Annotated in this window: 21 protein-coding genes and 1 pseudogene; 16 read left to right on the top strand and 6 right to left on the bottom strand. The window is 62.5% G+C overall.

The genetic code is table 11. From position 1 onward, the window contains the following. Positions 1 to 60: 60 nt before the first annotated feature. Complete coding sequence (locus tag ACP15D_RS00280) at positions 61 to 804, bottom strand: MBL fold metallo-hydrolase (RefSeq protein WP_424955581.1); 744 nt, start codon at positions 802 to 804, stop codon at positions 61 to 63. A gap of 299 nt (positions 805 to 1,103) precedes the next feature. Here ACP15D_RS00280 and ACP15D_RS00275 point away from each other — a divergent pair, with 299 nt between their 5' ends. From ACP15D_RS00275 to ACP15D_RS00255, 5 genes are all read left to right on the top strand, one after another. Continuing rightward, positions 1,104 to 2,711, top strand: a complete 1,608-nt coding sequence (locus ACP15D_RS00275; protein ID WP_424955580.1) for a sensor histidine kinase — start codon at positions 1,104 to 1,106, stop codon at positions 2,709 to 2,711. Between the two features lie 45 nt (positions 2,712 to 2,756). After that, positions 2,757 to 2,960: a DUF1289 domain-containing protein gene (locus ACP15D_RS00270; protein ID WP_424955579.1), complete on the top strand. Its 204-nt coding sequence runs from the start codon at positions 2,757 to 2,759 to the stop codon at positions 2,958 to 2,960. Continuing rightward, positions 2,957 to 3,664 (top strand): retropepsin-like aspartic protease family protein, encoded by a 708-nt coding sequence (locus ACP15D_RS00265; RefSeq protein ID WP_424955578.1) that lies wholly within the window; start codon positions 2,957 to 2,959, stop codon positions 3,662 to 3,664. The genes ACP15D_RS00270 and ACP15D_RS00265 overlap by 4 nt, the downstream gene beginning before the upstream one ends. A 57-nt stretch (positions 3,665 to 3,721) precedes the next feature. Next, positions 3,722 to 4,297: a TIGR02281 family clan AA aspartic protease gene (locus ACP15D_RS00260; RefSeq protein WP_424955577.1), complete on the top strand. Its 576-nt coding sequence runs from the start codon at positions 3,722 to 3,724 to the stop codon at positions 4,295 to 4,297. 114 nt (positions 4,298 to 4,411) lie between these two features. Continuing rightward, entirely contained in the window at positions 4,412 to 5,917 is a 1,506-nt protein-coding gene (locus ACP15D_RS00255) for a phosphomannomutase/phosphoglucomutase (protein WP_424955576.1), read from the top strand. A 30-nt stretch (positions 5,918 to 5,947) separates the two neighbouring features. On the opposite strand, the gene ACP15D_RS00250 is transcribed toward ACP15D_RS00255, so the two are convergent. Both ACP15D_RS00250 and dusA read right to left on the bottom strand, forming a co-directional pair. Next, positions 5,948 to 6,778 carry a sulfite exporter TauE/SafE family protein gene (locus ACP15D_RS00250; RefSeq protein WP_424955575.1) on the bottom strand — a complete coding sequence of 277 codons (831 nt, stop codon included), beginning with the start codon at positions 6,776 to 6,778 and terminating at the stop codon, positions 5,948 to 5,950. 13 nt (positions 6,779 to 6,791) lie between these two features. After that, positions 6,792 to 7,787 (bottom strand): tRNA dihydrouridine(20/20a) synthase DusA, encoded by a 996-nt coding sequence (gene dusA / locus ACP15D_RS00245; RefSeq protein ID WP_424955574.1) that lies wholly within the window; start codon positions 7,785 to 7,787, stop codon positions 6,792 to 6,794. Positions 7,788 to 8,037: 250 nt separating this feature from the next. Between dusA and ACP15D_RS00240 the strand changes: the two genes are divergently transcribed. Continuing rightward, the gene (locus ACP15D_RS00240) at positions 8,038 to 9,129 is read left to right on the top strand and encodes a tyrosine-type recombinase/integrase (protein WP_424955573.1); all 1,092 of its coding nucleotides are present in this window, start codon (positions 8,038 to 8,040) and stop codon (positions 9,127 to 9,129) included. A gap of 298 nt (positions 9,130 to 9,427) precedes the next feature. On the opposite strand, the gene ACP15D_RS00235 is transcribed toward ACP15D_RS00240, so the two are convergent. Then, complete coding sequence (locus ACP15D_RS00235) at positions 9,428 to 10,129, bottom strand: hypothetical protein (RefSeq protein ID WP_424955572.1); 702 nt, start codon at positions 10,127 to 10,129, stop codon at positions 9,428 to 9,430. Between the two features lie 41 nt (positions 10,130 to 10,170). On the opposite strand from ACP15D_RS00235, the gene ACP15D_RS00230 reads away from it, so the two are divergent. The 4 genes and pseudogenes from ACP15D_RS00230 (at position 10,171) to ACP15D_RS00215 (ending at position 16,061) form a co-directional block, all read left to right on the top strand. Continuing rightward, a complete protein-coding gene (locus ACP15D_RS00230; RefSeq protein ID WP_424955571.1) occupies positions 10,171 to 10,437 on the top strand; it encodes a metal-sensing transcriptional repressor in 267 nt (88 codons plus the stop codon). Between the two features lie 8 nt (positions 10,438 to 10,445). Continuing rightward, a pseudogene (locus ACP15D_RS00225) lies at positions 10,446 to 11,414 on the top strand (cation diffusion facilitator family transporter); the annotation flags it as partial. Between the two features lie 114 nt (positions 11,415 to 11,528). Further along, the gene (locus tag ACP15D_RS00220) at positions 11,529 to 12,833 is read left to right on the top strand and encodes an efflux RND transporter periplasmic adaptor subunit (RefSeq protein WP_424955570.1); all 1,305 of its coding nucleotides are present in this window, start codon (positions 11,529 to 11,531) and stop codon (positions 12,831 to 12,833) included. Positions 12,834 to 12,869: 36 nt separating this feature from the next. Further along, on the top strand, positions 12,870 to 16,061 hold the full coding sequence (locus ACP15D_RS00215) for an efflux RND transporter permease subunit (protein ID WP_424955569.1): 3,192 nt from the start codon (positions 12,870 to 12,872) through the stop codon (positions 16,059 to 16,061). A 326-nt stretch (positions 16,062 to 16,387) separates the two neighbouring features. Here ACP15D_RS00215 and ACP15D_RS00210 read toward each other — a convergent pair whose 3' ends face one another. Continuing rightward, positions 16,388 to 16,984 carry a hypothetical protein gene (locus ACP15D_RS00210; protein WP_424955568.1) on the bottom strand — a complete coding sequence of 199 codons (597 nt, stop codon included), beginning with the start codon at positions 16,982 to 16,984 and terminating at the stop codon, positions 16,388 to 16,390. Positions 16,985 to 17,501: 517 nt separating this feature from the next. On the opposite strand from ACP15D_RS00210, the gene ACP15D_RS00205 reads away from it, so the two are divergent. The 3 genes from ACP15D_RS00205 to ACP15D_RS00195 all read left to right on the top strand — a co-directional run bounded on the left by ACP15D_RS00205 (position 17,502) and on the right by ACP15D_RS00195 (position 21,944). Continuing rightward, positions 17,502 to 19,421 (top strand): DUF47 family protein, encoded by a 1,920-nt coding sequence (locus tag ACP15D_RS00205; protein ID WP_424955567.1) that lies wholly within the window; start codon positions 17,502 to 17,504, stop codon positions 19,419 to 19,421. Beyond that, the gene (locus ACP15D_RS00200) at positions 19,418 to 21,163 is read left to right on the top strand and encodes a PEP/pyruvate-binding domain-containing protein (protein WP_424955566.1); all 1,746 of its coding nucleotides are present in this window, start codon (positions 19,418 to 19,420) and stop codon (positions 21,161 to 21,163) included. The genes ACP15D_RS00205 and ACP15D_RS00200 overlap by 4 nt, the downstream gene beginning before the upstream one ends. 568 nt (positions 21,164 to 21,731) lie before the next feature. Further along, positions 21,732 to 21,944: a helix-turn-helix transcriptional regulator gene (locus ACP15D_RS00195; protein ID WP_424955565.1), complete on the top strand. Its 213-nt coding sequence runs from the start codon at positions 21,732 to 21,734 to the stop codon at positions 21,942 to 21,944. A 637-nt stretch (positions 21,945 to 22,581) separates the two neighbouring features. On the opposite strand, the gene ACP15D_RS00190 is transcribed toward ACP15D_RS00195, so the two are convergent. After that, positions 22,582 to 23,343 carry a hypothetical protein gene (locus tag ACP15D_RS00190; RefSeq protein WP_424955564.1) on the bottom strand — a complete coding sequence of 254 codons (762 nt, stop codon included), beginning with the start codon at positions 23,341 to 23,343 and terminating at the stop codon, positions 22,582 to 22,584. A 556-nt stretch (positions 23,344 to 23,899) separates the two neighbouring features. Between ACP15D_RS00190 and ACP15D_RS00185 the strand changes: the two genes are divergently transcribed. The 3 genes from ACP15D_RS00185 to ACP15D_RS00175 all read left to right on the top strand — a co-directional run bounded on the left by ACP15D_RS00185 (position 23,900) and on the right by ACP15D_RS00175 (position 25,845). Further along, positions 23,900 to 24,487, top strand: coding sequence for a recombinase family protein (locus tag ACP15D_RS00185; protein WP_424955563.1), 588 nt, complete (start codon positions 23,900 to 23,902; stop codon positions 24,485 to 24,487). Positions 24,488 to 24,604: 117 nt separating this feature from the next. Next, positions 24,605 to 25,396, top strand: coding sequence for a metallophosphoesterase (locus ACP15D_RS00180; RefSeq protein WP_424955562.1), 792 nt, complete (start codon positions 24,605 to 24,607; stop codon positions 25,394 to 25,396). Beyond that, positions 25,393 to 25,845 carry a hypothetical protein gene (locus ACP15D_RS00175; RefSeq protein WP_424955561.1) on the top strand — a complete coding sequence of 151 codons (453 nt, stop codon included), beginning with the start codon at positions 25,393 to 25,395 and terminating at the stop codon, positions 25,843 to 25,845. The genes ACP15D_RS00180 and ACP15D_RS00175 overlap by 4 nt, the downstream gene beginning before the upstream one ends. Positions 25,846 to 26,210 lie beyond the last annotated feature (365 nt).

Raw genomic sequence — 26,210 nt, 5'->3', positions numbered from 1 at the left:
TTTCCTGTGCAGGTCAAGCGGTGTTTCTGCAATCCGGTTCTATGGGCAAGGATTGTTCGCTCATACGGCCACGCGCAGCCCATCCTCGGCGAGCAGCACTCTTTGATCGCGCACCGCGGCGCGATTGGCGAGCATGTCGGGTCCCATGTGCGTGAGCATCACACGTTTGGCGGCCAACTGATCGAGGTGGCTCTCGATGTCGCGCCAGCACATGTGGTGGCCAGTCGGGGTGAGGAAGCCAAAGCACTCGGCGATGAAGAGATCAGCACCGTTCGCTGCAGGGAGAAGGTTCTCGACCCACTTGGTGTCCCCCGAGAATGTGATCACCTTGCCCGCACACTCGATGCGCAGCGCATAGGGTGTGGCTCCGGATGGATGCTGCACCTCGAACGGCGTCACCGTGACGTCGCCGAAGGTGGCTGGCACCTCGGCCGCGTGCTCGTAAAACGTCATCTCGAAGCGGCGATCGATCTGCGTGGAGTTCGGGAACAGCGCCTCGGCAGCGGTGGCAAAACGCTGCTCGATGCCAGCCGGCCCGACGATGGTGAGCGGGGCGGTTCTGCCGGTCACGTAGTGGGCGTGCAGCAGCCACCAGACGAGGCCGGCGAAATGGTCGCCATGCAGATGCGAAATGAAAATGGTGCCGACGCGATCGGGATCGAGGCCGAGCTTCTGCATGCCGATAAGGGTGGTCGCGCCGCAGTCGATGAGGAAGTCGCCGGCTGCCCACGACACGTGATAGCTGGTCTGCAGGCGTCCCCCTGACCCGAACGCATCGCCCGAGCCAACCACTGTCAGCTGCATGAGTGCCTCTTCGGCAGCATGAATCTTTGAAGGCCGCGCATCGGCTCTCGTGTTGCAGCGACACTTAGTGATGACGATCGGAATTGGTGCATCGCGCGGAAGCCTAATGCCCGCCGGGGCGGCCAGCAATGGAGCGATCGAGGCGTTCGATGTCGCTTTGCACACAAATGCGCGCATCTCGTTGGCAAAATATTCATTACTAAACACTTAGTTAGTAAATTCTGCCGAGATTTAGAAATAACATTCGAGACCGCTTGGTGCGGTCGACTTTTCCCCCGTCCCGCGTGAGCCAGATGTCGATGAGCGCCATACCCGAGGATGTTGTGCGCCGCAGAAGCCGGCATGACGCCCGTGCGCGCGCTTACAGGGATCTTTCCGAGCGGCGTGCGCGGCTCGCAGCCGGGACCTCGATCAAGCCGGAGTTCGAATACGAACTGCTGACGATGTTCGCGCGCAACGAGCTGGGCGCGGCCGTCACGATGCCGGTGCTCTACTCTCTGTTTGCTCTCGCCTGCATGTTCTGGGCGCCGACGGTGGATGCCATCGTGTGGCTCGTTACCGTGATCGTCGCCAAGGTGCTGCTGCTCGATCAGGCGCGCCGGTTTCTGCATCAGCCGCAGGCGCAGCTCAACATCCGCATGTGGCGGCGCCGGTTCGTACTCCTCGAGCTGTTCAACGGCCTTGCCCTCGCCGGCTTTGCCTTGGTTGGCGTGCGCGAGACGCTCGGTGCGCCAACGGACATGGTGTTCTCTTCGCACGTCTTCATTTTCGCGACGCTGATTGTCGTGCTGGCGATACGCACGATGTTCGCGGCGACGCTGCCGGCCATCTTCTATGCTGGCACGGTGCCGATGACGCTGGCCGTGGTCGGGCGGCTGTTGATGCTCGACAACTCGTTCTACCTGGCGCTGGCGACGATGGCGGTGGGCATCCACCTCTACTTCACGTTCCTGGCGCGCGGGCTGCGTTCGACTGTGCTGTCGATGCTGGAATACCGCGCCGAGAAGGATGCGCTGATCGCCGAACTCGAGGAGCAGAAATCCGTTTCCGATGAGGCGCGCCGGCGGGCAGAGGCTGCAAACAGCGCCAAGTCGCGCTTCCTTGCCACCATGAGCCACGAGCTGCGCACGCCGCTGAATGCGATTCTCGGTTTCTCCGAGGTGATGAAGGAAGAGATGTTCGGGCCGCTCAACAACCCGAAGTACCGCGAGTACACGGAGAACATCCTCGAAAGCGGCAAGCACCTGTTACACCTGATCAACGAAATTCTCGACCTGACGCGCATCGAGTCCGGCCGCTATGAGCTGCACGAAGAACCACTGCGTCTGGCTGACGTGATCGACGAATGCCACCGGTTGTTGAAATTGCGCGCCGAAGGAAAGGGCATCGAAGTCGTCGAGGAGACGGAAGCGGACCTGCCGATCGTGTGGGCGGATCAACGGGCGATGCGCCAGATCTGCCTGAACCTGATGTCCAACGCGTTGAAGTTCACGCCGAAGGGCGGACGCATCACGCTGAGCGTCGGCAAGATGCCCGATGGCGGGCAGTTCCTTGCCGTGCGCGACAATGGCCCCGGCATTCCAGAGGAAGAAATCCCGAAGGTGCTGCAGGCCTTCGGCCAAGGCACGCTGGCACAGCAGACCGCTGAGGGGGGCGCGGGACTTGGCCTTGCCATCGTGCAGAACCTCATCGAGCTGCATGGCGGCAATCTCGATCTGCAGTCGGAGCTGCGCAAGGGCACGGCCGCGAAAGTCATCTTGCCGGCATACCGCGTGCTGCAGTCGATGGGACCGCTGCAGCCGCTTGGGCACGAAACCCACCGCCTCAAAGGGATGGCGCCGCGCCCTCCCCGCCCCGCTCGGGTGCGGGCGCGCATTGAGAACGGCGATACGGCCGCCTTCGGCTGACGGGGAAGCGTTGTACTTCCGTTTGGCCGGCGCTAAATACGCCCGGTGAGCAACATTCCAAATCGTCCCAATATCGAGACGCCTTGTATCAACGTGTGCGAGATCGACCGGCCGACCGGTCTTTGTCGCGGTTGCGGGCGCTCGGTTCCTGAAATCGCGCGCTGGTCGAAGCTGACAAGCCTCGAACGGCGCCAGATCATGAATGAGTTGCCCGCACGCAAGGCGGCGTGGCTAGGTGGTGCCCGATGAGAGCGTGGCTGGTCCTGGCGCTGCTGGTGGGCGTCGGCGCGTTCCTGCTGCTGAGGGCCGATCCTGACCTGTTCTCGGGTCTTGGGACGGGCGAGATCCTGAGCATCGTCGCCGGGCTGCTGCTGGCGGGCCTCTATATCGTCAGCCTGATCAACGATGGGCAGACGCGGCTGATGCAGGCGCTGCGCTACGTCGTCGTGTGGCTGGCGATCGGCTTCAGTCTCATTGCCGGCTATTCCTATCGCGAGGAGATTTCTGCCGTCGTCAGCCGTGTGGGCGGCGAGCTCGTGCCATCGGGCCAGGTCGTCTCGGTCGATACGGGCGATGAAGGCGAGACAGCGGTGCGAGTGCGGCGGCGGCTCGATGGGCACTTCGCCGTGCGCGCATCCGTCAACGGCCAGTCGATGACGCTGATGGTGGATACCGGGGCGTCGTCGGTCGTGCTGAAGCCGGCGGATGCCGAACGCGCGGGCATCGATCTGAGCAAGCTGTCCTATACGGTTGCGGTCGATACGGCGAACGGAACGACGTACGCCGCGGCCGCGCGGATACGCACGCTGGCCGTAGGACCGCTGATCGTGCGCAATGTCGATGCGCTGGTGGCCAAGCCCGGTACGGTTAAGGAAAACTTGCTTGGTATGAGTTTTTTAAGGCGTTTGCGATCCTATGAGTTCGCAAACGATTATCTGACGCTAAGGGGCTGATACGCGCTGCTGATCTGGCGCGGGTCGCGCCTTAGAGAAGAGCATCGATCCCTCCGCATGACCATGACGCCGGGCACGAGACAATTGCTGCGGGAAGCCGTGAGCTGGGGCGTCGTCGCCGTTATCGGCGTCGCCGCTCTGTCGCACTTCGAAAGTCTGAAGACGGGCGCCGAGCGCATGCTCGGGCTGCCGACGAGCGATGAGATTGCCGCGATGCAGACGACTGGCATGCAAGCCAGCTCGGCACATAGCAACAACTCCGGCTCGGTCGTCGAGATCGACGCGGAGCGCAATGGCCATTTCAATACCGAAGCCGACATCAATGGCCGCCCCATCGAGGTGATGATCGACACCGGGGCGACCATGGTGGCGCTGTCGTACGAGGACGCCGAGGCCGCGGGTATTTATCTCAACGACGCCGACTTCACGCGCGCGGTATCCACGGCCAACGGCGTGGCGCGGGTGGCGCCGGTCACGCTCGACAGGGTATCCATCGGCGACATAACGGTGCGCAACGTACCTGCCGCGGTGGCCGAGCGTGGCCGCCTCAAGACCTCCCTGCTGGGCATGAGCTTCCTGTCACGGCTGTCCCGGTTCGATATGCGGTCCGGGCGCCTGGTCCTGCAGGAATAGCAGCTGCATTCTGCCACAATCCCGTGCGTCTTTGCCGCCGCCCGGCCGGGGATCGACAGCGCACCTTCGTGCGTTTAAACCCACCCGAATAATCCGGCCGTCAGGAGATTTTCTATGCTGCCGCCGCCGCGCGCTGATTTGAAGCCCAATACCTACGACTTTGAACGTCTCCCCCTCGTCAAGCCGACAGGATTCCGCGAATACGACGCGCGCTGGCTGTTCCCGCAAGAAATCAATCTCTTGGGTCTCACGGCGGTGGGGCTCGGCATGGCGACCTTGTTCGCCGAGCGGGGCGTGCCGAAGCGCCTCGTGACAGGACACGACTACCGCTCGTACTCGGCGTCGGTGAAACAGGCGCTGATCAACGGACTGCTGGCTGGCGGTTGCGAAGTCTATGACATCGGCCTGGCGCTTTCGCCGATGGCCTACTTCGCTCAGTTCGATCTCGATGTCGAAGGCGTGGCGATGGTGACGGCCTCGCACAACGACAACGGCTGGACCGGCATCAAGATGGGCATGGCGCGCCCGCTGACATTCGGCCCCGACGAGATGAGCCGCCTGAAGGAGATCGTCCTCTCCGGCGCGTACAAGACGGCTGACGGCGGCAAGCTGATTTTCGTGCCGGATATGGCCGAGCGCTACATCAAGGCGCTTGCCGACCGCGCACCGCTGAAGCGCAAACTGAAAGTCGTCGCGGCATGCGGCAACGGCACGGCGGGCGCGTTCGCTCCGAAGGTGCTGGAGGCGGTCGGCTGCGAGGTGGTGCCGCTCGACACGAACCTCGACTACACGTTCCCGCGCTACAATCCAAATCCGGAAGACATGAAGATGCTGCACGCCATCGCCGAAGCGGTGGTGAAGCACGGCGCCGATGTCGGTCTCGGGTTCGATGGCGATGGCGACCGCTGCGGCGTGGTCGACAACGAGGGGCACGAGATTTTCGCCGACACTGTCGGTGTGATGCTGGCGCGCGATATCTCGGCACGGCACAAGGACGCGGTGTTCGTCGCCGACGTCAAATCGACCGGCCTCTTCCTCACCGATCCGGTGCTGAAGGCAAACGGCGCGAAAGCGCTCTATTGGAAGACGGGCCACTCCTACATGAAGCGCTACACCTTCGAGCAGAAGGCGCTGGTGGGCTTCGAGAAGAGCGGGCACTTCTTCTTTCAGCCGCCGCTGGGGCGCGGCTATGACGACGGCATCGTGGCTGCGCTCGCGGTTTGCGACATGCTCGATCGCGCCGGCGGCAAGACCATGGCTGAGCTGAAGCGCGAGCTGCCGAAGACGTATCAGTCGCCGACGATGTCGCCGCACTGCGACGATGAGAAGAAATATGGAGTCGTCGACCAGGTGGTCGAGCACTACAAGAAGGTGGCCGCAGATGGCGGTACTGTCGCCGGGCAAAAGATCCGCGACCTCGTCACCGTCAACGGCGTACGCGTGACGCTGGAAGACGGCACGTGGGGGCTGGTGCGCGCTTCGTCGAACAAGCCGGAGCTGGTGGTGGTCGTCGAAAGCCCGACGTCGGAAGCCAACATGAAGGCGATCTTCGCCGACATCGACCGCGAGCTGTCGCGCTTCCCGGAGGTCGGCGAATACAATCAGAAGATCGTCGCCTGATCTAACGTGGGTGAGACCGCAGCGCGGCGCTCACCAGAGCAGGTCGATCAGGAAGCGCGTGGAGATGGTCGCCAGGAACGCGGCGAACGCCAGCTCCAGCGTGCGGCGGGGGATGCGGTGGGCGATGCGTACGCCGAACGGTGCCGCCCAGACGCTCAACGGCGCGACGATCACCGCGGCAAGCAGGTTGACGTAGCCGATCGAGAACGGCGGCAGGCCGGATGCGTCCCAGCCAGCCCACATGTATCCGATGACGCCGGGGATGGCGATCAGCGGGCCTACGCCAGCGGCGGTCGACACCGCTTGCAGGATCGGCTTGCCGAACAGCGTGAGCAACGGCACCACGAATGTCGCACCGCCGATGCTCATGAGGGTCGAGATGAAACCGACGAGCAGGCCGCCGATCTGCGGCCAGGGCGAAGGCGGCAGATGATCTGAAATGCGCCAGTCCTCGCGGCCCAGCGCCATCTTGATGGCGACGGTCGTGGCGGCGATCACCCATACCCATTTCAGTGCTTCGCCGCTGGCGACCTTTGCCGTCATGGAGCCGAGAACGACTCCGGCGACGACATAGGGCGCGACGCGTTTCAAGAGCGGGATATCGACCGAGCCGCGCGCGCGATGACCGGCGAATGATTTGAGCGAGGTGGGGACGATGATGGCGAGGCACGTTCCCAGCACGAGATGCATGCGGATGGCGGGGTCGACGTCGAGCGCGCGGAGCGCTTCGTAGAGGACGGGAACGAGGACGCCGCCGCCGCCGATGCCGAGAAGGCCGGCGAGGAAACCCGCAACGAGGCCGGCAATAAGCAGGCCGGCGATGAGCGCAGTAAGGCCGCCCGCGGAAAGCCCGATCTCCATCTGACGGAAACTCCTATTCGGCGGCGAGCGACTGCCAGGATGGATCGACGAGCGAAACGGCCTCCAGCAGCGTCGCGATCGTGGCATCGGCGCGCGGGGCGTTCTCGCTCAAGTGACGGCGGAAAAGGCGCGCGCGCGGCTCGCCGTGGAACAGGCCGAGCATGTGGCGGACCACATTGTTGAGGCGGCCGCCGCTCGCCAAGTGCCGTTCGATATGCGGGATGATGCCCTCGATGGCGTCGATGCGCGAGGGAACGGGCGCTGCCGGATCGAAGAAGCGGCGGTCGACATCTGCGAGCACGTATGGCGTCTGGTAGGCCGCGCGGCCCAGCATGACGCCATCGACGTGCTCAAGGTGCCGGGCTGCGGCGTCGAGGTCGGTGATGCCACCGTTGATGATGATGGTCAGCTCGGGATGTTGGGCCTTCAAACGATAGACGCGATCATAATCGAGCGGAGGAACTTCGCGGTTCTCTTTCGGCGACAATCCCTTCAACCAAGCCTTGCGCGCATGCACGATGAACGTGCGGCAGCCGGTCTGAGCGACCGTGGCGATGAAGCGATGCAGATCGCTCTCGCTGTCCTGATCCTCGATGCCGATGCGGCATTTTACGGTGACGGGCACGTCGACTCGGCCCTGCATGGCGGCGACGCACTCGGCGACGAGGTCGGGCTCGGCCATCAGGCAGGCGCCGAAGCGGCCTTCCTGCACACGGTCGGACGGGCAGCCGACGTTGAGATTGATCTCGCAATAGCCATAGCCGGCGCTGATGGCGGCGGCCTCGGCGAGCGCCTTGGGGTCGGAGCCGCCAAGCTGAAGCGCGACGCGCCCCTCCTCGTCCGAGCGGCCCAGCAGGCGCGAGCGGTCGCCGAAGAGGATCGCGGGTGCTGTCACCATCTCGGTGTAGAGCAAGGCATGGCGCGTCAACTGACGGTGGAAGGCGCGGCAGTGCCGATCCGTCCAATCCATCATAGGAGCGACAGAGAACCTATGCGGTTGGTATTGCACCGATTCTCCTTATCTATCAGCGGGCTGGCACGAGAGCGTGCACACGTTTGTTCGCATCTGTTCTCACCTCTACCCACCATTTCTCAGCTTCCGTGTGCACGAATTGCTCACGCCGGCGGCCAAGTCTCAAGGGACGTACGGGCCCGAAATCTCGCACGAATTTGTGCGCTCCAGCCCCCATCTCCAAGCACCTTTTCTCACCCTTCGTGTGCTCGTTTCGTGCACGCTGCCATGTAACCACCTGAAAAGCATGGCAAGTCTCACTAAGCTACCCTCGGGCCGTTGGCGAGCGCAGGTCCGTCGGAAGGGTCAACATGCCTCGCGCACCTTCCGGCTGAAGTGGGAGGCGCAAGCCTGGGCTAACGAAGCCGAAGGCAAGGTCAGCCGCGGCAGGAGCGCCGTGGGCGTGGAAGGCGATGCGTCGACGACGTTCGGCTTCGTCATCGATTTGCATACGCGCGACCTCGCCGAGGTCGGCAAACCTCTGATGCGCAGTAAGGCCTACACGCTCGACAAGCTTAAAGGCGATCTCGGCACCGAGAAGCTTGCCGGTCTGACCCGCGAACGCATCATCGCCTACGCTAAGCAGCGAGCCAAGCAAGGGGCCGGCGCCGCCACGATCGGCATCGACATCGGCTACCTCCAGACGATCCTTGTCCACGCCGCCGCCGTGCATGGCATGGAGGTCCCGACCGATCAGGTTAAGCTGGCGCGCGTTGCTCTGCGTCGGCTCAACCTCGTCGCGAAGGGCAACGAACGCGACCGCCGTCCCACACCTGATGAGCTGAGCCGGATCATCCTCCTCCACGATAACAATCCGCGGCAGACCATCCCTCTCGGTCGTCTCGTCAAGTTCGCGGTAGCGACCGCCATGCGACAGGAGGAAATCTGCACCCTCCTCTGGACCGACGTCGATTTTACCGCGCAGCTCGCGATAGTGCGCAACCGCAAAGATCCTCGCCGGAAGTCAGGCAATCACCAGAAGGTCCCCCTGCTCGACGTCACGGGCTATGACGCTATCGCATTGCTGCGTGAGCAGCAGGCGTTGGGGTTGGGGGGCGACAGAGTATTCCCCTATAATCCGCGCTCGCTCGGCGCCGCGTTCCGTCGCGGATGCCAGGAGCTAAACATCGATGACCTGCACTTTCACGATTTGCGTCACGAGGCGACGAGCCGCCTCTTCGAGGCAGGCTTCGACATCCCGGAGGTGTCGCTGGTCACCGGCCACAAGGATTGGAAGATGCTGCGACGCTATCTCAATCTGCGGCCGGATCAGCTCGTCGGCCGCCGCCCCGCAGTGCCGAGGTTCAATTCGTTGGCCCCAGCGCCAAGCGAATTGTGACGCAGCACGAGGCGAACAATGGAGAACCGCGACGTCAATGCAGACCGCTGCTCGTCGGCGGCCCGGCAACCTCTTTCCGCCAAGCAGTGAGATCGGTTCGTCCCACAAACGGACATCGCGCACCCCGTATGCGTGATGGCAGATGACGCCTTTGGTCAGGTCTGGTCTTGGGGGTGGACCGGCCAAACTTGCCCATCGCCTAGCGGTCGATGCTGACCAAAGCGGGCATGCATGCGGGCGATTGCGATGACCGCTCGTGCCCAACAAGCGGACGTTGCAAATCCGAGAACGGTGCCTTTCAGCGGTTCAACATGGCGATCCCAAGCACGATAACGGCGCATGCGCCGGCCAGCTCGAAGCCGCGGCCCAGCCGTAGCCGCAGCCACTCCGTTCTCGCCAGCAACCCCATGAAGCGTTCGCGGGCGAAGACGGCGGCAACGGCGAAGCTGGCGATCGTCGCGATCACCCCTATGGTCATGGCTCCCACTGCGGCGAAGCCAATCGCGAGCTGATGCTTGGCGATGGCGTATGTCAGGATGAACGTCGTCAGCGGGCAGGGAATAAGCCCGGTGACAAAGGCAAGCATCTTTCCATCGCCGGCGTGGCTGTGGATGTGCGGCCGCGCCGCTCGCCACAGCAAGATAAGGCCGGTCGCAATGATGAGCACCGCGCTGGCGGTCTCGAAGGCCGGTGCTCGTCCGGCGAGCGCCAGTGACCGGCTTATGACGGCGACGCCCAGCATGACGAAGATTACCGCCGATCCGACGTGCGTCAGCGCCAGCACCATGCCGGTCAGCACGCCGTCGCGAAGTCGGCCGGGGCGGCCCAGGTGATACGAGACGAGCACGCTTTTGCCGTGGCCGGGCATGAAGGCGTGCACGGCTCCAAAGAGCATCGCCGATATCAGCATGGCTGGGAGCGCGCTCACGTCCTCGGCGGATTTGAGGCCGGCACCCATGCTCCCGTAGAGCCAGTGCTGTAGTTCGATCAGCCAGCGCATTGTGCTTGCACCTTACCTATCCCCCTGGATAGGATATGAGGATGAAACATGCCAGTCATCCCGACATCATCAAGCGCCTGAAGCGCGCCGAGGGGCATCTGCGCTCCCTTATCGGCATGATTGAGGCGCACCGCCCCTGCCTGGAGCTCGCCCAGCAACTGCACGCCATCGAGCGCGCGATCGCCAATGCCAAGCGCGAACTGATCCACGACCACATGGAGCACTGCCTCGACGACAGCGCCGTCGATGGGTCGCCCACCTCGCGTGCCGCGCTGCGGGAGTTCAAGGCGCTAGCAAAATACCTATGAGGGCCTTCATGCTGGATAGGGAGCGGTACTGGTTCGGATATCCAACGCAAGGCGGCAACACCGTTAATGGTCGCGGCCACGGTCATAGTCATGATGGCCCGCATGGGCATACCCATGGCGTGATCGACGCAACAATCGCCACGACCGAGCGCGGTATCTGGGCGATCAAGTGGTCTTTTATCATCCTTGCCGTCACGGCGGCATTGCAGGTGCTGGTGGTGCTGGCTTCCGGCAGCGTGGCTCTGCTGGCCGACACCATCCACAACGTCGCCGATGCGACAACCGCCATCCCATTGTGGATCGCGTTCGTACTGGCGCGGCGTAAACCGACTTCCACCTTCACTTACGGGTACGGGCGGGTCGAGGACCTCGCCGGCATCTCGATCGTCCTCATCATTCTCTTGAGCGCACTGCTCGCCGGCTATGAAGCCATCGACCGCATATTCCATCCGCAGCCCATCACCCTGCTGCTGTGGGTGGCCATTGCGGGCGTCATCGGCTTTATCGGGAACGAGGCCGTCGCCGTATTCCGCATTCGGGTCGGCCGCGAGATCAACAGCGCGGCGCTGATCGCCGACGGCTACCACGCCCGTACCGATGGCCTCACCAGTCTGGCGGTCGTCGCCGGAGCCGTCGGCGTCTGGCTTGGTGTCCCGTTGGCCGATCCGATCGTCGGTCTCATCATCACCATCGCGATCTTCGGCATCGTCTGGCAGTCCGCCCGCTCCGTCCTGACGCGCATGCTGGACGGCGTAGAGCCCGGTACGGTGGGCGAAATCCAACACGCGGCCGAGCATGTTGCCGGCATCCGACGTGTGCTGGACGTGAAGGCGCGGTGGCTCGGCCACCAACTTCATGCCGACGTGGCGATCCTGGTCGACGACAAATTATCCGTGGCTGACGCCGAGCGGATCGGAGAGAGCCTCAAACATGAGCTGTTCGCCCACCTGCCGGCGCTGTCGGTGGCGAACGTGCGCCTTCACGGCTCCGCACCTGGCAGCGCCGCAACCCAACCGCACGCATACGCCAACAGAACAACAAAGCCGCACACACATGCCCACTGACCACAAATGCCGAGCAGGCGGATCTCCATGACCGTAGCCGTGCCACGGAAGAACAACACTGCAATGCGCCAGCTTCTCACCCTCGTTCTCACTGCTCTGACGTTTGTCGGCGTCGGCATGGCCATCAGATCCGGGGGCGATAGCCACGATCACGCGTCCCACGAAGAAGGCGGACATGGTGCCGTTGCGCCAGCAGCCGATTTCGAACGCGGCCCACACCGTGGACGCATGCTGCGGGATGGCGACTTCGCCTTGGAGATCACGATCTTCGAGGAGGGCGTGCCGCCCGAGTTCCACGTCTACCCGTACCTCGCAGGCAAGCCGGTTGCACCGTCGGATGTCAGTCTCGCCATTGACCTTGGCCGTCTCGGCAACCGCACCGACAAGATTACGTTCACGCCGCAAGAGGACTACTTGAAAAGTAGCCAGACCGTTGTCGAACCTCACTCGTTCGATGTGAGCGTGCGTGCGGATAAAGACGGCAAAACCTCCCAATGGAACTACTCGTCCTATGAGGGGCGGACGCAGATTTCGGCCAAGGCGGCCGACACCGCCGGCGTCAAGATTGAGAAGGCCGGGCCGGCAGCAATCCAGGACGTCATCGACGTGTCCGGGGTCATCTCGCTCAATGAGGATCGCAATGCCAAGGTTGGCGGACGTTTCCCCGGCATTGTCAAATCAGTCAATAAGACGGTCGGGCAAAGCGTGCGTGCGGGTGAGGTTTTGGCGACGATCGACCGCAATATCTCGCTGCAGGACTACACCGTCGTTTCCCCCATCGATGGTGTCGTGGTTGCGCGGGCCGCCAATATCGGGAGCACGACGACGGCCGAAGCGATTCTTTTCGAGATCGCCGACTTGTCTTCGGTCTGGGCCGAGTTGCACCTGTTCGGACGCGACCGCGAGCGGGTCAAAGTTGGCCAGCCGGTTGTCGTGGAAAGCCACGACAAGGCGACGCGCGCCGAGGGCACCGTCACGTACGTAACGCCGGTCGCCGAGGCGGCAAGCCAGGCCGTCGTCATCCGGGTGGTGCTCGAAAACAAGGATTCGAAGTGGTTTCCGGGCAGCTTCGTGCGCGGTCTGCTGACTGTCTCCGAACGCAATGTGCCACTCGCCGTCAAAAACGCCGGGCTGCAACACTTCCGCGACTTCACCGTGGTCTTCGCGCAGGTCGGCGACACCTATGAGGTGCGCATGCTGGAGCTCGGTGCCTCGGACGGTACGCGGACGGAGGTACTCGGCGGCATCGAGCCCGGGCAAAACTATGTGACCGAGAACAGCTTCCTCATCAAAGCCGACATTGAGAAATCCGGGGCTAGCCATGACCACTGATCGTCGTCGCAGGGTCTTGGCTGGGAGACAATTTTCGTGATCGAGCGCCTCGTAAGGTTTTCTATCCGGCGCGGATGGCTCGTCATGCTGGCCGTCATCTGTCTGGCCGGGCTCGGCGTCTACAATTTCCAACGCCTGCCCATCGACGCCCTGCCCGACATCACCAACGTGCAGGTGCAGATCAACACGGAAGCGTCGGGCTACTCGCCGCTCGAAGCAGAGCAGCGCATCACGTTCCCTATTGAAACGGCGATCGCGGGACTACCGAGCCTCTCCTATACGCGATCGCTGTCACGCTATGGGCTATCTCAGGTCACCGTCGTGTTTGAGGACGGGACCGACATCTACTTCGCGCGCCAGCTCGTCAATGAGCGCCTGCAGCAGGCCCGGGGTCGGCTTCCCGAAGGCCTCGAGCCGATCATGGGCCCGATCGCGACGGGGCTCGGCGAAATCTTCATGTACACCGTCGAGCCCGATAAGCTTCGCAAGGGGCCAGATGGAAGGGCGTGGACGCCCACGGATTTGCGGACAGTCCAGGACTGGGTCGTGCGGCCGCAGCTCCGCACCGTGCCCGGGGTTACCGAGGTCAACACGATCGGCGGGTACGTCAAACAGTTCCACATCACGCCATCGCCCGGGAAGCTCACGAGCTACAACCTCGGCCTTGGCGATATCGCCACAGCGCTGGCCGCCAACAACAAGAGCGTGGGCGCCGGCTATGTGGAGCGGCGAGGCGAGCAATATCTCATTCGCGTGCCCGGCCAGGTGGCGGGCCTCAAGGACATCGAAGGCGTCGTGGTCGCCATGCGTGACGGCCTTCCCATTCGCGTGCGCGACGTGGCAAGCGTGCTGCTGGGCGAAGAATTGCGCACAGGCGCGTCGACGGAAAACGGCCAGGAAGTCGTCCTCGGAACCGTCTTCATGCTGGTCGGCGAGAACAGCCGGGCTGTCTCTCAGCGGGTGGCCGCGAAGCTGGAGAAAATTTCCGAAAGCTTGCCGCAAGGCATGGCCGTCAAGACGGTCTACGATCGAACGAAACTCGTCGACCGGACCATCAGCACGGTCAAGAATAACCTGCTCGAAGGCGCGTTGCTGGTTGTGGTCGTGCTGTTCCTGCTGCTCGGCAACATCAGGGCGGCCATACTGACGGCGCTCATTATTCCGTTGTCGATGCTGCTGACCATCACCGGCATGGTTGAGAATCGCGTCGCCGGAAGTCTGATGAGTCTGGGTGCTCTGGACTTCGGCCTGATCGTCGACGGCGCCGTCATCATCGTCGAGAACTGCTTGCGCCGCTTTGCGGCGGCACAGCACTCAACTGGCAGGCTCCTGACGCGCCAGGAGCGCTTCGACCTTACCGCCGAGGCAACGGTCGAAGTGATGAAGCCGGCGCTGTTCGGCGCCTTCATCATCACCGTCGTCTATCTGCCGATCTTCGCCCTCACCGGTGTCGAGGGCAAAATGTTCCATCCCATGGCGCTCACGGTGGTCATGGCGCTCATTGCTGCGATGGTTCTGTCCGTGACCTTCGTGCCGGCGGCGGTCGCCTTGTTCATGACCGGGCGCGTGGTCGAGCGCGAAAGCCTCATCATCCGCGGGGCCAAGTGGCTGTATCAGCCGCTACTGAAATTCGCCATGGGCTGGCGGCATCTGGTGGTTGCCGCCGCCGTCGCGCTGGTCGTCGTTTGCGGTGCCTTGGCGACACGCCTCGGAAGCGAGTTCATCCCGAACCTAGACGAAGGCGACATCGCCCTGCATGCCTTGCGGATTCCGGGCACGTCGCTGACGCAGGCGCTCGGCATGCAGACCAGCCTGGAACGCGTCGTGAAAGGCTTCCCGGAGGTCGAGCGTATCGTCGCCAAGCTCGGCACCGCTGAGGTCGCCACGGACCCTATGCCGCCGAGCGTCGCCGACAATTTCGTGATCATGAAGGATCGGTCAGAATGGCCAAATCCGAAAAAGCCCAAAGCGCAACTCGTCGCTGAGATCGAGGCGGCGGTCCGCCAAGTCCCGGGCAACAACTATGAGTTCACGCAGCCGATCCAGATGCGTTTCAACGAGCTGATTTCCGGCGTCCGCAGCGACCTCGCAGTCAAGGTCTATGGCGACGATCTGGATCAGCTCGTTGCCGTTGGCAAACGCATCGAGGCCTTGCTGCAAAAGGTGCCGGGAGCGGCCGACGTCAAAATGGAACAGGCGACCGGGCTTCCGGTGCTCACCATCACACCCGACCGCGAGGCCGTCTCCCGCTACGGATTGAACGTTGCGGCCTTGCAATCGACGATCGAGGCGGCGCTCGGCGGCAAAGTCGTCGGTCAGGTGTTCGAGGGCGACCGCCGCTTCGACATCGTGCTGCGTCTGCCTGAGGACGTGCGTACCGATTTGGACAAGCTCGGCCGCTTGCCGATTCCCCTGCCGGAACCCGACGAGGACGGCGGCACCACGGGTCTCGCCAAGTCGGTTGCCCTGCACGCACCCGGCTATGTGCCGTTGAGTGAGCTGGCGACGTTCGAGGTTGCTCCCGGACCAAACCAGATCAGCCGCGAGAACGGCAAGCGCCGCGTCGTGGTGACCGCCAATGTGCGCGGCCGCGACCTGGGTTCATTCGTCGAGGATGTGAGGTCCCGCGTTCGCAGCGAGGTCGAGCTACCGGCCGGTTACTGGGTCGACTACGGCGGCACCTTCGAGCAGCTATTGTCCGCCAGCGCCCGCCTTCAGGTCGTTGTCCCGGTCGCCCTGGGTCTCATATTTGTTCTGCTCTTCATGGCTTTCGGATCTATGCGCGACGCCCTCGTGGTTTTCAGCGGCGTCCCGCTGGCGTTGACGGGCGGTGTTCTGGCGCTTTGGCTGCGCGACATGCCGCTCTCCATTTCCGCGGCAGTGGGCTTCATCGCACTATCGGGCGTCGCCGTGTTGAATGGCCTCGTCATGCTGTCGTTCATCGCCCGCCTGCGCCAGGACGGGGCGAAGCTGGAGACCGCTATTGTCGACGGGGCGATGACCAGGTTGCGCCCTGTGCTGATGACGGCGCTGGTGGCTGGCTTGGGGTTCGTGCCCATGGCGCTCAGCGTCGGCGCGGGGGCAGAAGTGCAGCGGCCCCTTGCCACGGTCGTGATCGGCGGAATCATCTCGTCGACCATTCTAACGCTCATCGTGCTGCCCGCACTCTACCGATTGGCGCACTTCCAGACGGAACCGGTGGCGGCGATAGAACCTGCGAGTGCATAGTTGCGACGTGCGGCCGCTTCTGGTCTCCGCCGCCGTTCCCGACCCCGCGTTCAGAACGCCCGCCGACGAGTCAAAAGTCGAATAGGTCCACGGATACTGGCCCGTCGCAGACGTTGTCACCTCGGCAGGTGCGTCCCAATAGCTGCCATTCGCTGCAACTGGTCGGCGCCCCTAGACGATCGCCGACCAGGTCCGCTCGTAGAGGTGGACCGGCTGTCAGATGTCGATCTTTTTCGCGATCTCGATCGCGTCAATGCTCACGTCCTGCATTTAAGCCGGCTAGAGCAGTAGTCGCAGGGCGCGACGCCGGCATCTCGCGCACTGGACTACTGACTGCTTTGAATTTCACTCAGGCGCGCCTCGACCTCGGCGCATGCGCTCTCGATATAGGCGGAACCGGGGTACTGTTCTTTGAGCGGCGCCAGTTGATCTCGTGCTCGTTCAACCAACGATTTCTCGACATCGAAATTTCGTTTGCGAGCTTCGACCCAAGAGAGGTGCCAAAGCCCAATACCGTGAAGATAGGCCGCGTGCACATCCGTTTCATCGTCGCTATGAAGCCCTTGCCGATAGGCGCTCGCCTCGCGAAGCAGCCTTTCCGCCGACACGAGATCGCCGCGCCACAACTGCGCCTGACCGAGCAAATCCTCAGCGCTGGCAAAGTCTCTCAGATCGTCTCGCGAATCGGGATTTTCGCGCACCAACGTCAACCGCAGCACAAACAAATGCCAAAATGCATCGTTCGCGACATCAATATCGTCAGAATTATAAGCTTCGACGCCTATTCGATCGAATGCGACAGCAAGGGCGCGACAGTTGGCTTCATCAGTCGGAAGCCGATCGATCCACTCGGCCGCCGGTCGCCCAGCTGCCACGAAGTCCTGCATTAGGGACCGCGCCGTCTGTTCAAGATCACTATCCATGATGCCTCAAACAACAGACTGACCTGCAAATCAGGCCAAGCTCTTCCTACCAGCGGAAGGGGCTTTAGCGCACCTGTGGTTTGGTGCCGGCCGACTCGCTGGTCAGTCCCAGAAGCCGAAGTTGCCCGGCCCCGATCCCCGACGCGGATGCCGTCGCCCACCACGTCCGCTGTTGAAGAGAGTTCCGCCTTGCTTCTGATGTTGGGCCGGTGCCGTACCGACCGACGCCATCGAGCCCGGCTGGCGGAGCTGTCGTACTCCGTCCACGCAGCGCGGATGTCCATCCCCACCGCGATTTCGCGGATGAGAACGGCTTTCCCGTTCCAATCGATCTCCGCCGCGTCACGCTAGCTGTTTGATGAACCGCGATGCCGGGTTGATCTTGGTCAGCCGCGTGTCAACTGTCTGTCATGTTGATCTTCGACCATAGGGCTTCAGCTCCCAGGTCGCTGGAACACGCTTCGCCGAACGGATCACCATTGGCAATTGCGGGCCTGAGCTCTGGAGGCCCAGCACTATGCCGACTAAAAGCAAGATCATCGCCGAACTGGGTGAAGCCGATCTCGTGCTCCCAGATCGGATCGCAGAGGCGCTGACGGCAAACGATCACGTCAAGTACTACTTCGCGCTTCTGCAAACAGCGCGCGCCAACGCCGATCATCCAGCCATTCCTGTACCGGATTTGAAGGCGGAACGGCTGGCGAGCCAACTGATTGACCAATGGCTCGACGGCACGGTTGCCGAGACGCGGCGCCTAGCGCCTCAGCAGTATGCAATTCCCCACATAGACGACATCCTCGGCCGCGTTGCTACCGGCATCGACACGATGCTCGGATGCCTGCCCACTGATCAACAGACCGCGCTCCGCGCGCGTATGTCAGAGCTGGATTTCAAGCTGGCAAAGGACGGTGTCATTGATGGCAGCGCCATCGACGCCATGACGTCGGGAAACCGCTCTCGCGGCGACAGCCCGCACCTCCTCGTCATGGACGCACATAAAGCGATCAATGCTCTCCAGGCCGCCACGGCGAACGAGAACATTCTCGGCGCGAGCACGCGCGACCTTTCGGAACGATCCAAGCGGCTGGTCGCCTGCTTTATGACGGGCCTCAACCGAACGGCGCCGCTGAAGTTTGATCATCCCGGGCTTGCCACGACCGCGACGGAGCACGATGGGCGGCTGCTGCTGCAAAACGATATCGGCACGACGGACGCCCATGTTCTGGTTGTCCGGGTGAGCGGACTCGAGGCCAGCGTCACCTATACCGACATCCATAATGCGCGGTTGAAGTTCTTCGTTGGCCTGTTCCCGGAGTCCTCGGTCGATTGGCAGCACGCCGACAACCGGACCAGCAACGTGCTCGAGAACAAATCCTACATTCTGACCACCGGTACCTTTCGTGCTGCCGACGAAGCCGAACTTGGCCGCTATCTCGATCATCTCGGCTCGCGGATCGTGTTCCTCATCGACTGGAACAAGATGCGCAAGCGTCTGCGCGCCTTCGTCGACAAGAACCGAGCCCTGGAGGTCTTGCATTGGGCCGCAGAGCATGACTTCGGCCACCGCGCCTTGCTCGAGGCAGGCGGCGAGCAGGTCCTTGCAGAGGCCGTGGAATACGCCGCTGGGGCGTCGCTCCGCTATGGCGACAGGCTCGACAACCTCATCGGCGCGGAGAACGCCACCCGGTTCCTGTGCAGGGCCATGGAGATTGCGTCGATCGGGCTGCGGCAGGGCCGCTCGCGCCGCCTGATCGCAGATGAGATCAAAGCCGAGCTGAAGCGCCACTTCGAGACGACCGGCCTTGCCATTCTCGATCTCGCGACACGGCATGCAGAAACGGGTTTCGATCTCGCCATCACATTGCGCGATGCCCTTGATGACCTCGAAGCAGGCGCCGCAGCCAGCAACGCGCTGGCCCCGCGGGCTTTGCAATGGGAGCACATGGCCGACCAGCTCCTCAACGAAGCGCGTGACGATATCAAGCGGCATCAGCGCCCCGCCGCGCTGCTCCGCTTCTTCGAGGGGGCCGATGACGCTGTCGACGAGCTCGAGGAGGCCGCGTCCATGATCGAGCTCCTGTCTCCTTTGGGCATTCCGGGAGCCCCTGTAGAGGAGCTGCGTGGTCTCGCCGACACCGTGCTCGCCTGCGCCCAGGAGTTCATCAAGAGCATCGAATGCGCGGCAGCGATCTCACGCAGTGACGTATGCGATGACTTCGACGACTTCCTTTCCGCGTTTGGCAGCCTCATGGATCTTGAGCACCGCGCAGACGAGCTGCTGCGGGCGATCCGGCGCGCGCTTGCCCAGCACGTCGAGAGCGCCCGGGCGATCTATCTGATCGATCTCGTCTCGGCCAGCCTCGAGTCGGCCAGCGACGCGTACATGCACGCCGCCCAGGCGCTGCGCGCCTATCTCCTCGAAGAGGTCATCGCATGAGTAGGGGAGCCCGCCTCGCAAGCGTATCGCGCCCATTCGGCGTCTATCGTGTCGTTTCCAACGCCGCGCGGGACTTGCCCGCGCGTGCCGATGTCGGAAACAAAGCGTTCAACCTGATGGTCATGGCTCGGGCCGGCTTGCCGGTCCCGCCCGGTTTCGTCCTCGGCACCGAGTTGTGCCGTGCCTATATGCAGAACGGACGACGGGTTTTGGCCGGCATCGAGGCCGTGCTCGGACACGAACTCGAAATCCTCCAGCAGCAAACGGGGCGGCGGTTCGGCGATCCGCGGAGGCCATTGCTCGTCTCCGTACGCTCCGGCGCCGCGGTCTCGATGCCCGGCATGATGGAGACCGTTCTAAACGTCGGTCTCAACGCCGAGACACTTTCCGGATTGCGCCGGCTGACCGGCAACCCTCGCCTCGCCCTCGATTGCAGGCGTCGCTTCATCGAGCAATACGGCGAGGTCGTGCACGAGCTGGAACCGCGACGGTTCGAGGAGATCATCGCCAGCGAGCTGCGCAGCGCCAACGCAACCTCCTGCAGCGAGCTCGATACGCTGTCGCTGCGCACGATCGTGGCCCGACACGAGACCGTATTCGAGGAAGCCGCCGGCGAATGCTTCCCCGCAGATCCGATGGCGCAGCTCATGGCCACGGTCGAGTCGGTTCTCCAGTCGTGGTCGAGCGAGCGTGCGAAGTCCTATCGGGCCCTCAACAATATCTCCGGCGACGCCGGCACCGCGACCCTCATCCAGGCAATGGTGTTCGGCAACGCCGGTCCGACCTCGGGTTCAGGCGTCGGCTTCACGCGCAATCCTGCCGACGGGACCGACGCTCTCTATATCGATTACCTCGCCAACGCCCAGGGCGAGGACGTCGTCGCAGGTCGCCGCAACGCCTTGGGTGCCGAGCAGCTGCAACGGCGCGCACCGCAGGCCTACGCCGAACTCATCGCTCACAAGGATACTCTCGAGAAAACCTTCGGCGACATGCAGGACTTCGAGTTCACCATCGAAGACGGTAAGCTCTTCATGCTGCAGGCGCGCAACGGCAAGAGAACGCCGCTCGCAGCCCTGCGCATAGCCCACGATCTCGTGGCCGGCGGGATCATGACCGCGGATGCGGCAGTCGAGAAACTGAGCGGGATCGACCTCGACCAGATAGAATACCTCGATCTTGTCGTGCCCGAGGGGGTGCAGCCGATCGGGCGCGCCGTCTCCGCGGGGACGGGCATTGCAGTCGGCGCTGCCGTCTTTGATCCGGCCCGCATGAAGGCAGTCAAACGTGACGGCACTGCCATTCTGTTGCGCGAGAACGCAGAGACAGCCGACATCGCCGCGATTGCCGAAGCCGACGCGCTGATTACCGCGCGTGGTGCGCGCACATCGCACGCCGCGGTTGTCGCGCGCCAGCTTGGGAAGGTGTGCCTCGTCGCGTGCGGCGGCCTCAAGATCGACGCGTCGGGACGATCCTGCCGGATCGGCGAGGCCACCGTTCGCGAAGGCGATGTCCTGTCGGTCGACGGTGCGAGCGGCCTCATCTACGCCGGCCGATTTGCGATACGACGCTCCAAGCCGACCGAAATGCTTGCTGAGATCAAGAGTTGGGCGGAGGGCATCGCTTCTCGGCCCGGCGATAAGGCGGATTTGCTCGCTGTCGGATCGAAAGAAGGTGAACCGCCGCGTCGGGACCGGACGAACTTGCGTCAACGCAATATTGACCGCCGCGACAAGAAGAGATGAGCCCTCGATGACAAGCGGCTGAGGACGGGCGGTGCCGAAGCAGTAAGACCGGCAAGGTGATGCATCGCTACCGGCAGACTGCCCCGCTTACTCCGCGCACTCACGAGGACGTCCTTGAGCGGGCGCAGGTGCGGCCAGACTGTAGGCCCCAGGTCGTGAGCCCACCGTCTGCTGCTGAGGGTTATGCAGGCATGGCGGAGCGCCTCGTTAGCTAAGAAGTTCCAGCCGGGTCGGTGACCGCAAACTCGGCGAAGCCGCCTTCACGCCGGAGCAGCACCCGCCAAAACCCGTCAGCGGCCCCAGGTCGGCTAACGGAATGGACCGGCTGCTTCTTCCACCTGGCGGGTTAGCCTGAAGGCTAGTCGCCTCAACCGAATGTCCACTCGCCATCGAGGAATCGGGCGTGAGCGGCAGACACACATCGCCGTGCGGCAGTCCATGCACTGGATCCGCGATCAAACAAGCACGACTGTAACCGAATTTTTCTACAGACAGCCGCCAACGGCTCCCTTTCATCCCACTAACTTGGCACCAGTTTCTCTTTATCGGGCAACCGGAGACCAACGATATGACCCACACGACTTCTGCACTGCTGACGACTAAAGAAGCCGCTCGCCTTGTTCGGCTTTCGCCGCGCACGCTGGAACGTCATCGCGTTCAGGCTACCGGTCCACGGTACCGCAAGGCCGGCCCCGGGATTCGCGCTCGAGTACTTTACGCGGTGGAAGACCTCAATTCCTGGATTGGGGACTCGTTCAGATCCACATCCGAATACCTGTGACCGCCACCAAAGGTCCTTCGATCCAAAAAAGCCAGCGCCATGGCCAAAATGGCGCTGGTGATCTTGCATCGATCTGCGTTCCACGCAGTGGCTTTGGCGCGAAATCGACAACCCCAAGTCTCACACTATAAACTGGCGCCTCCCCAATGCCAGACAGATGCGATATGAGAAACCGGAAATGACTTCGACAGAAACACGGCAATCTATTTCCAGAGCCGGGCAATTCGCCCTCGTCGTCATTTGCAAGAGGGTGTTCAACCCGGCTCGCATGCGACACGACCGCGATCATGCTCCCTTGACAGGGTTGATGACCGTCCAGGCACCACCCCCCAGTTCAAGAAGTGCTCTAGCCGACAAAGCTGGACAGGCAGCCTCTCACGGAACCCGGGCGGCCCCTCTCGTTCTGGTTGCCGTAGACGAAGGTGGGGCCAAATGGGGCGGCCAGAGCAAAGGTGTCGGTAAATGAGCAAAAATGCGTAGTTCAGTGGTAGAACGTCAGGCCATAAACATAACTTATTGATTTATCACCGTTTTTTTGCCGCCGAGTTCAAAGGTTGGCCTGAAGTTCCGGATTGGAACTACGCCTCCTGGAGACTGAGGCCTCTGCCGACACGCCACCCTAGTCGGCCTAGTCGGCCTAGTCGGGCTCGTCGCCCTCGCCGTCACGGTTGATCTCCTCGAAAAAGGAGACGAGTTCCTTGCTCAGTGGATCGATGCTGTCAGTCTGCTGCCTGGCCCATGCGAGCCATTGTGGGATCGATCGATTTCCCACCACGTCGCTGCCATCGATCGCTTTCTTTTCCAGTTCGGCAATTAATGCACGGAGCGAGATGGCCATCTGATAGTTGTCCGCAGCGGACATCAACGCTCTTTTGCAACGCGCTGCGATCATCGCGTTCTGTTCCTGCAGCCTCCTGTCGGCCTCCCTCCGTTCGCTGTGCTTTTCTCGTTCCTGACGTTCGAGCTCACGGCGAACGACCACTCGACCAGCGAGCACCAGCGCGTCTGCGATCGCTTTCACGTTGGTTCGGAGAGGGCCGATCTTCCCTTCATCCCACTCCGGGTTCGTCCCGATATCTGAATGCTTGACATTGACAATCCTGAAAATCATTTGTCCCGTAGACTTGTACTCTTTAATTTCTGTGCTGTGCTTTCGAACAGTCACCAATTTGGACGGCGTGCGCAGCCTGCAATGAACCTGGACGCCATCGCACAAGAAATCCATCCGATGGAATGAGTGTTCCTGGGGGATCTGCGGAATGAGGCCTTTTGTTTCCGCCGCGCGAAACAGTCGATCCACGAAGCGTGTTTCTCGCTCCAGTCCGTCCGGAATTGGGATCTTCTCGGCGTATCGCTTGTCGAAGCGGCGGCGCCAAAACTGGGCAAGCCAGCGCCCCATCTCGGGGTGGTACCTCTTATCAAGAGCTACCTGAGTTCGCCCTATCCCATCGGCTCGCTTCGTAACAGACCACGGGGGCGTCGTGCGAGCCACCAGACGAGATTTAGCCGACGATATCGTAATGGACCCGGACATACGCTGAGGTGGTGGTGGCAGCTCTTGAACTGGGCTCCTGGCCGTAGGCGTGGCCGGGTACGGAATGGCATACCGCTCGCAGATCCGCGTGAGGCGATGAAGAGTAATTCCCAAACAGGTCGCGGTCTCCTCCATAGACGATTTCCAGATAGCGCTATGCAGCGCTTCGCGAGTCGTCGTCGTAGGGCCGCTAGCCTCCCCGTCCATGACCATCACTCGTTTGTCTCTGCCCAGCGGTCAGAAGGGGTCCCTTCTGTCATGGGGGTTGGCAGCACCTCGTCGAAAATGGTAAACTCAGCATTCTGACGGTTTTGCACCTCGTGCGCAGTCGTGCCGAAGGCACCGTCAAAAGGGACCCCATTTGATAATGTGAGCCGTGCGCGGTTTTCCGCGAACGAGAGCGGCTTGCGAACACGAAGGCATGTTGATCGGCTACGCACGCGTCTCGACGGACGAACAGAACTTGGGAATGCAGCTCGACGCTCTCAGAGCTGCCGGTTGCGAACGGATATTCTGCGATGAGGGCATCAGTGGTGCAGCTACCGAGCGGCGAGAACTCAATGGCGCTTTGCGCGCTCTCGCACCCGAAGACGTGTTGGTCGTCTGGAAGCTCGACCGATTGGGACGCAGCCTGGCTCATCTCATCCAGGTGATCACGCGTCTCGAGGCCGAGGAGATTGGATTTCGTTCGCTGTCGGAAGCCATCGACACGACGACCGCAAGTGGCCGATTGCTGTTTCACATCATGGGTGCGATTGCGGAGTTCGAGCGCAGCCTGATCAGCGAGCGCACCCGCGCCGGAATGGCTGCCGCCAAGGCCCGCGGCCAGCACCTCGGGCGCGAGCAGAAAATCACCGACGCAGAGTTGGAATGGGCAAAGCGCACACTGGAACTTGGACGGATGTCGCCATGGGAAATTGCCCGCATGTTGCGCGTTGCGCCGATCACTCTGTCGAGATCTCTTCGACGAGGAAGCCCGGCCGACGAACGTACATCGGAAGCACCATAAGGCGCGTGGCAGGCGCCTGCTCTGTCGGAGTTATTGGCCTGCGGGAGGTCCCGCGGCGTCTCTCCGGTAAGTTCGAGTTGCAGATACCAGAAGCCAACCGTGATGCGAGCTGAAAATATGCGCGCGTGGATTTTCTCGGACCTGCATATCGACGTCAATGCCCGCACGCCGTGGAAGATTCCAGAGCCGCGGCCAGCGCACGACGTCGTCATCATCGCCGGTGACATCTGCCAGGGTCTCGGACGCGGCGTGCGCTGGATCGCCGAGCATGGCCTCGACGGCAAACCCGTCATCTACGTACCAGGCAACCACGAGTACTACGGCTTCGATTTCGATGCCGAGCGCGCTGCCGGCCGTGCAGCAGCCGAGCAATTTCCCAATATTCACGTCCTCGATCGCGACGCCGTCGCCATCGATGGCATAGCCTTCCTCGGAGCTACGCTATGGACCGACTATCGGCTCTTCGGCGAGCGCAGCGTAGACGCCGCAATCATGCGGGCCGAGCGTACAATGAACGATCACCGCACGATCAGACGCCAAGATCGGCTCTGGGAGGCGTCCGACGCCCTGGCGGAGTACGAGCAAAGCGCCAAATGGCTCGACACGCAGCTTGCAGCACACAGTGGAGATTGCGTCGTCGTCACCCACACGGCACCGAGCCTCCGGAGCATCGCCGCTCAGTATCAGGCGGATCTTCTCTCAGCAGCGTTCGCTTCGAACCTCGACCACGTTGTCGAGCGGACACGCCTCTGGGCTCACGGTCATACGCACGCTACCCGCGATTACCGACTTGGCGAACGCCGAGTGGTCAGCAATCCGCGTGGCTACGTGCGGTTTAATGAAGATGTAGATTTCCATCCAGCGCTGATTTGTCCTTTAGAGGCACGCCAGTCCTCGGATGATGCATGACCTCTCAGCGCCGCAAATCAACCAACCGGACGCGGTCTAGCAGCGCCCCCGGACTTGTCATCCTGAATGCCGGTGAGCTCCGCCGCGAGATGACGGATGTGGCTCGCGCCGACCATTTACTTTCGCCGGTGGCGGGTGACGCTAGCTTCAATTCCCTAGCTGCGCTTTTCAGGTTTCTTGATCCTCCGAACCGCCAGCTTCTGCGGCTTCTGCGTCGGCTAGGGCCGGTTCAGATATCGACTCTCGTCACCGAGAGCGGCAGGCCGCTGTCCGAGATTGAGATGGTCCTCGCCGTTTTAAGAGCAATCGGTCTTGTAAGAATGGATAAGGCCGCTGGCCGTCGCCTTTGGACTGCCTTGCCAGTCAGCATTCACATCACCATCGATCCATACAAACGCGACCGCTGGATCAAGATTCGAGTTAGCGAGCGGATCGGTCGCTTCCCATGACTAAATTGAGCAACTGTCGTTCTGGGCGCCTTCCTATTCGCGACCGCCATCCGCTGGCATTTATGTCACCTCGATGGCGCGCTGCCACCGTTGCCAGCTGACTCCCCGAAGTGTGCACGCGATGTTCCAGCCGCCTTGCAGCGCACGAGAACTGCTACAGGATCCGCCCTATGCATACTCGGACAGGCGCTATGCGCACACTGGCGGTCGGCCGAGCGCTTGGTAACGCATGTGCTCGCAGTAGTGGGAGGTGCCGCAGCTCGCGCGTTTCGATGTTCCGCGCACGTTTCGTCATGGCTGATTGCATCAATGCCAAGCCACGCGGGTCTCCTCAGGGTGCTGCCCGTGGGCGGCACGCCGCCATG

This window comes from Hyphomicrobium sp. 1Nfss2.1 (genome assembly GCF_965243865.1).
Taxonomy (GTDB): Bacteria; Pseudomonadota; Alphaproteobacteria; order Rhizobiales; family Hyphomicrobiaceae; genus Hyphomicrobium_A.
This window is presented reverse-complemented; position numbering and strand designations above follow the sequence as displayed.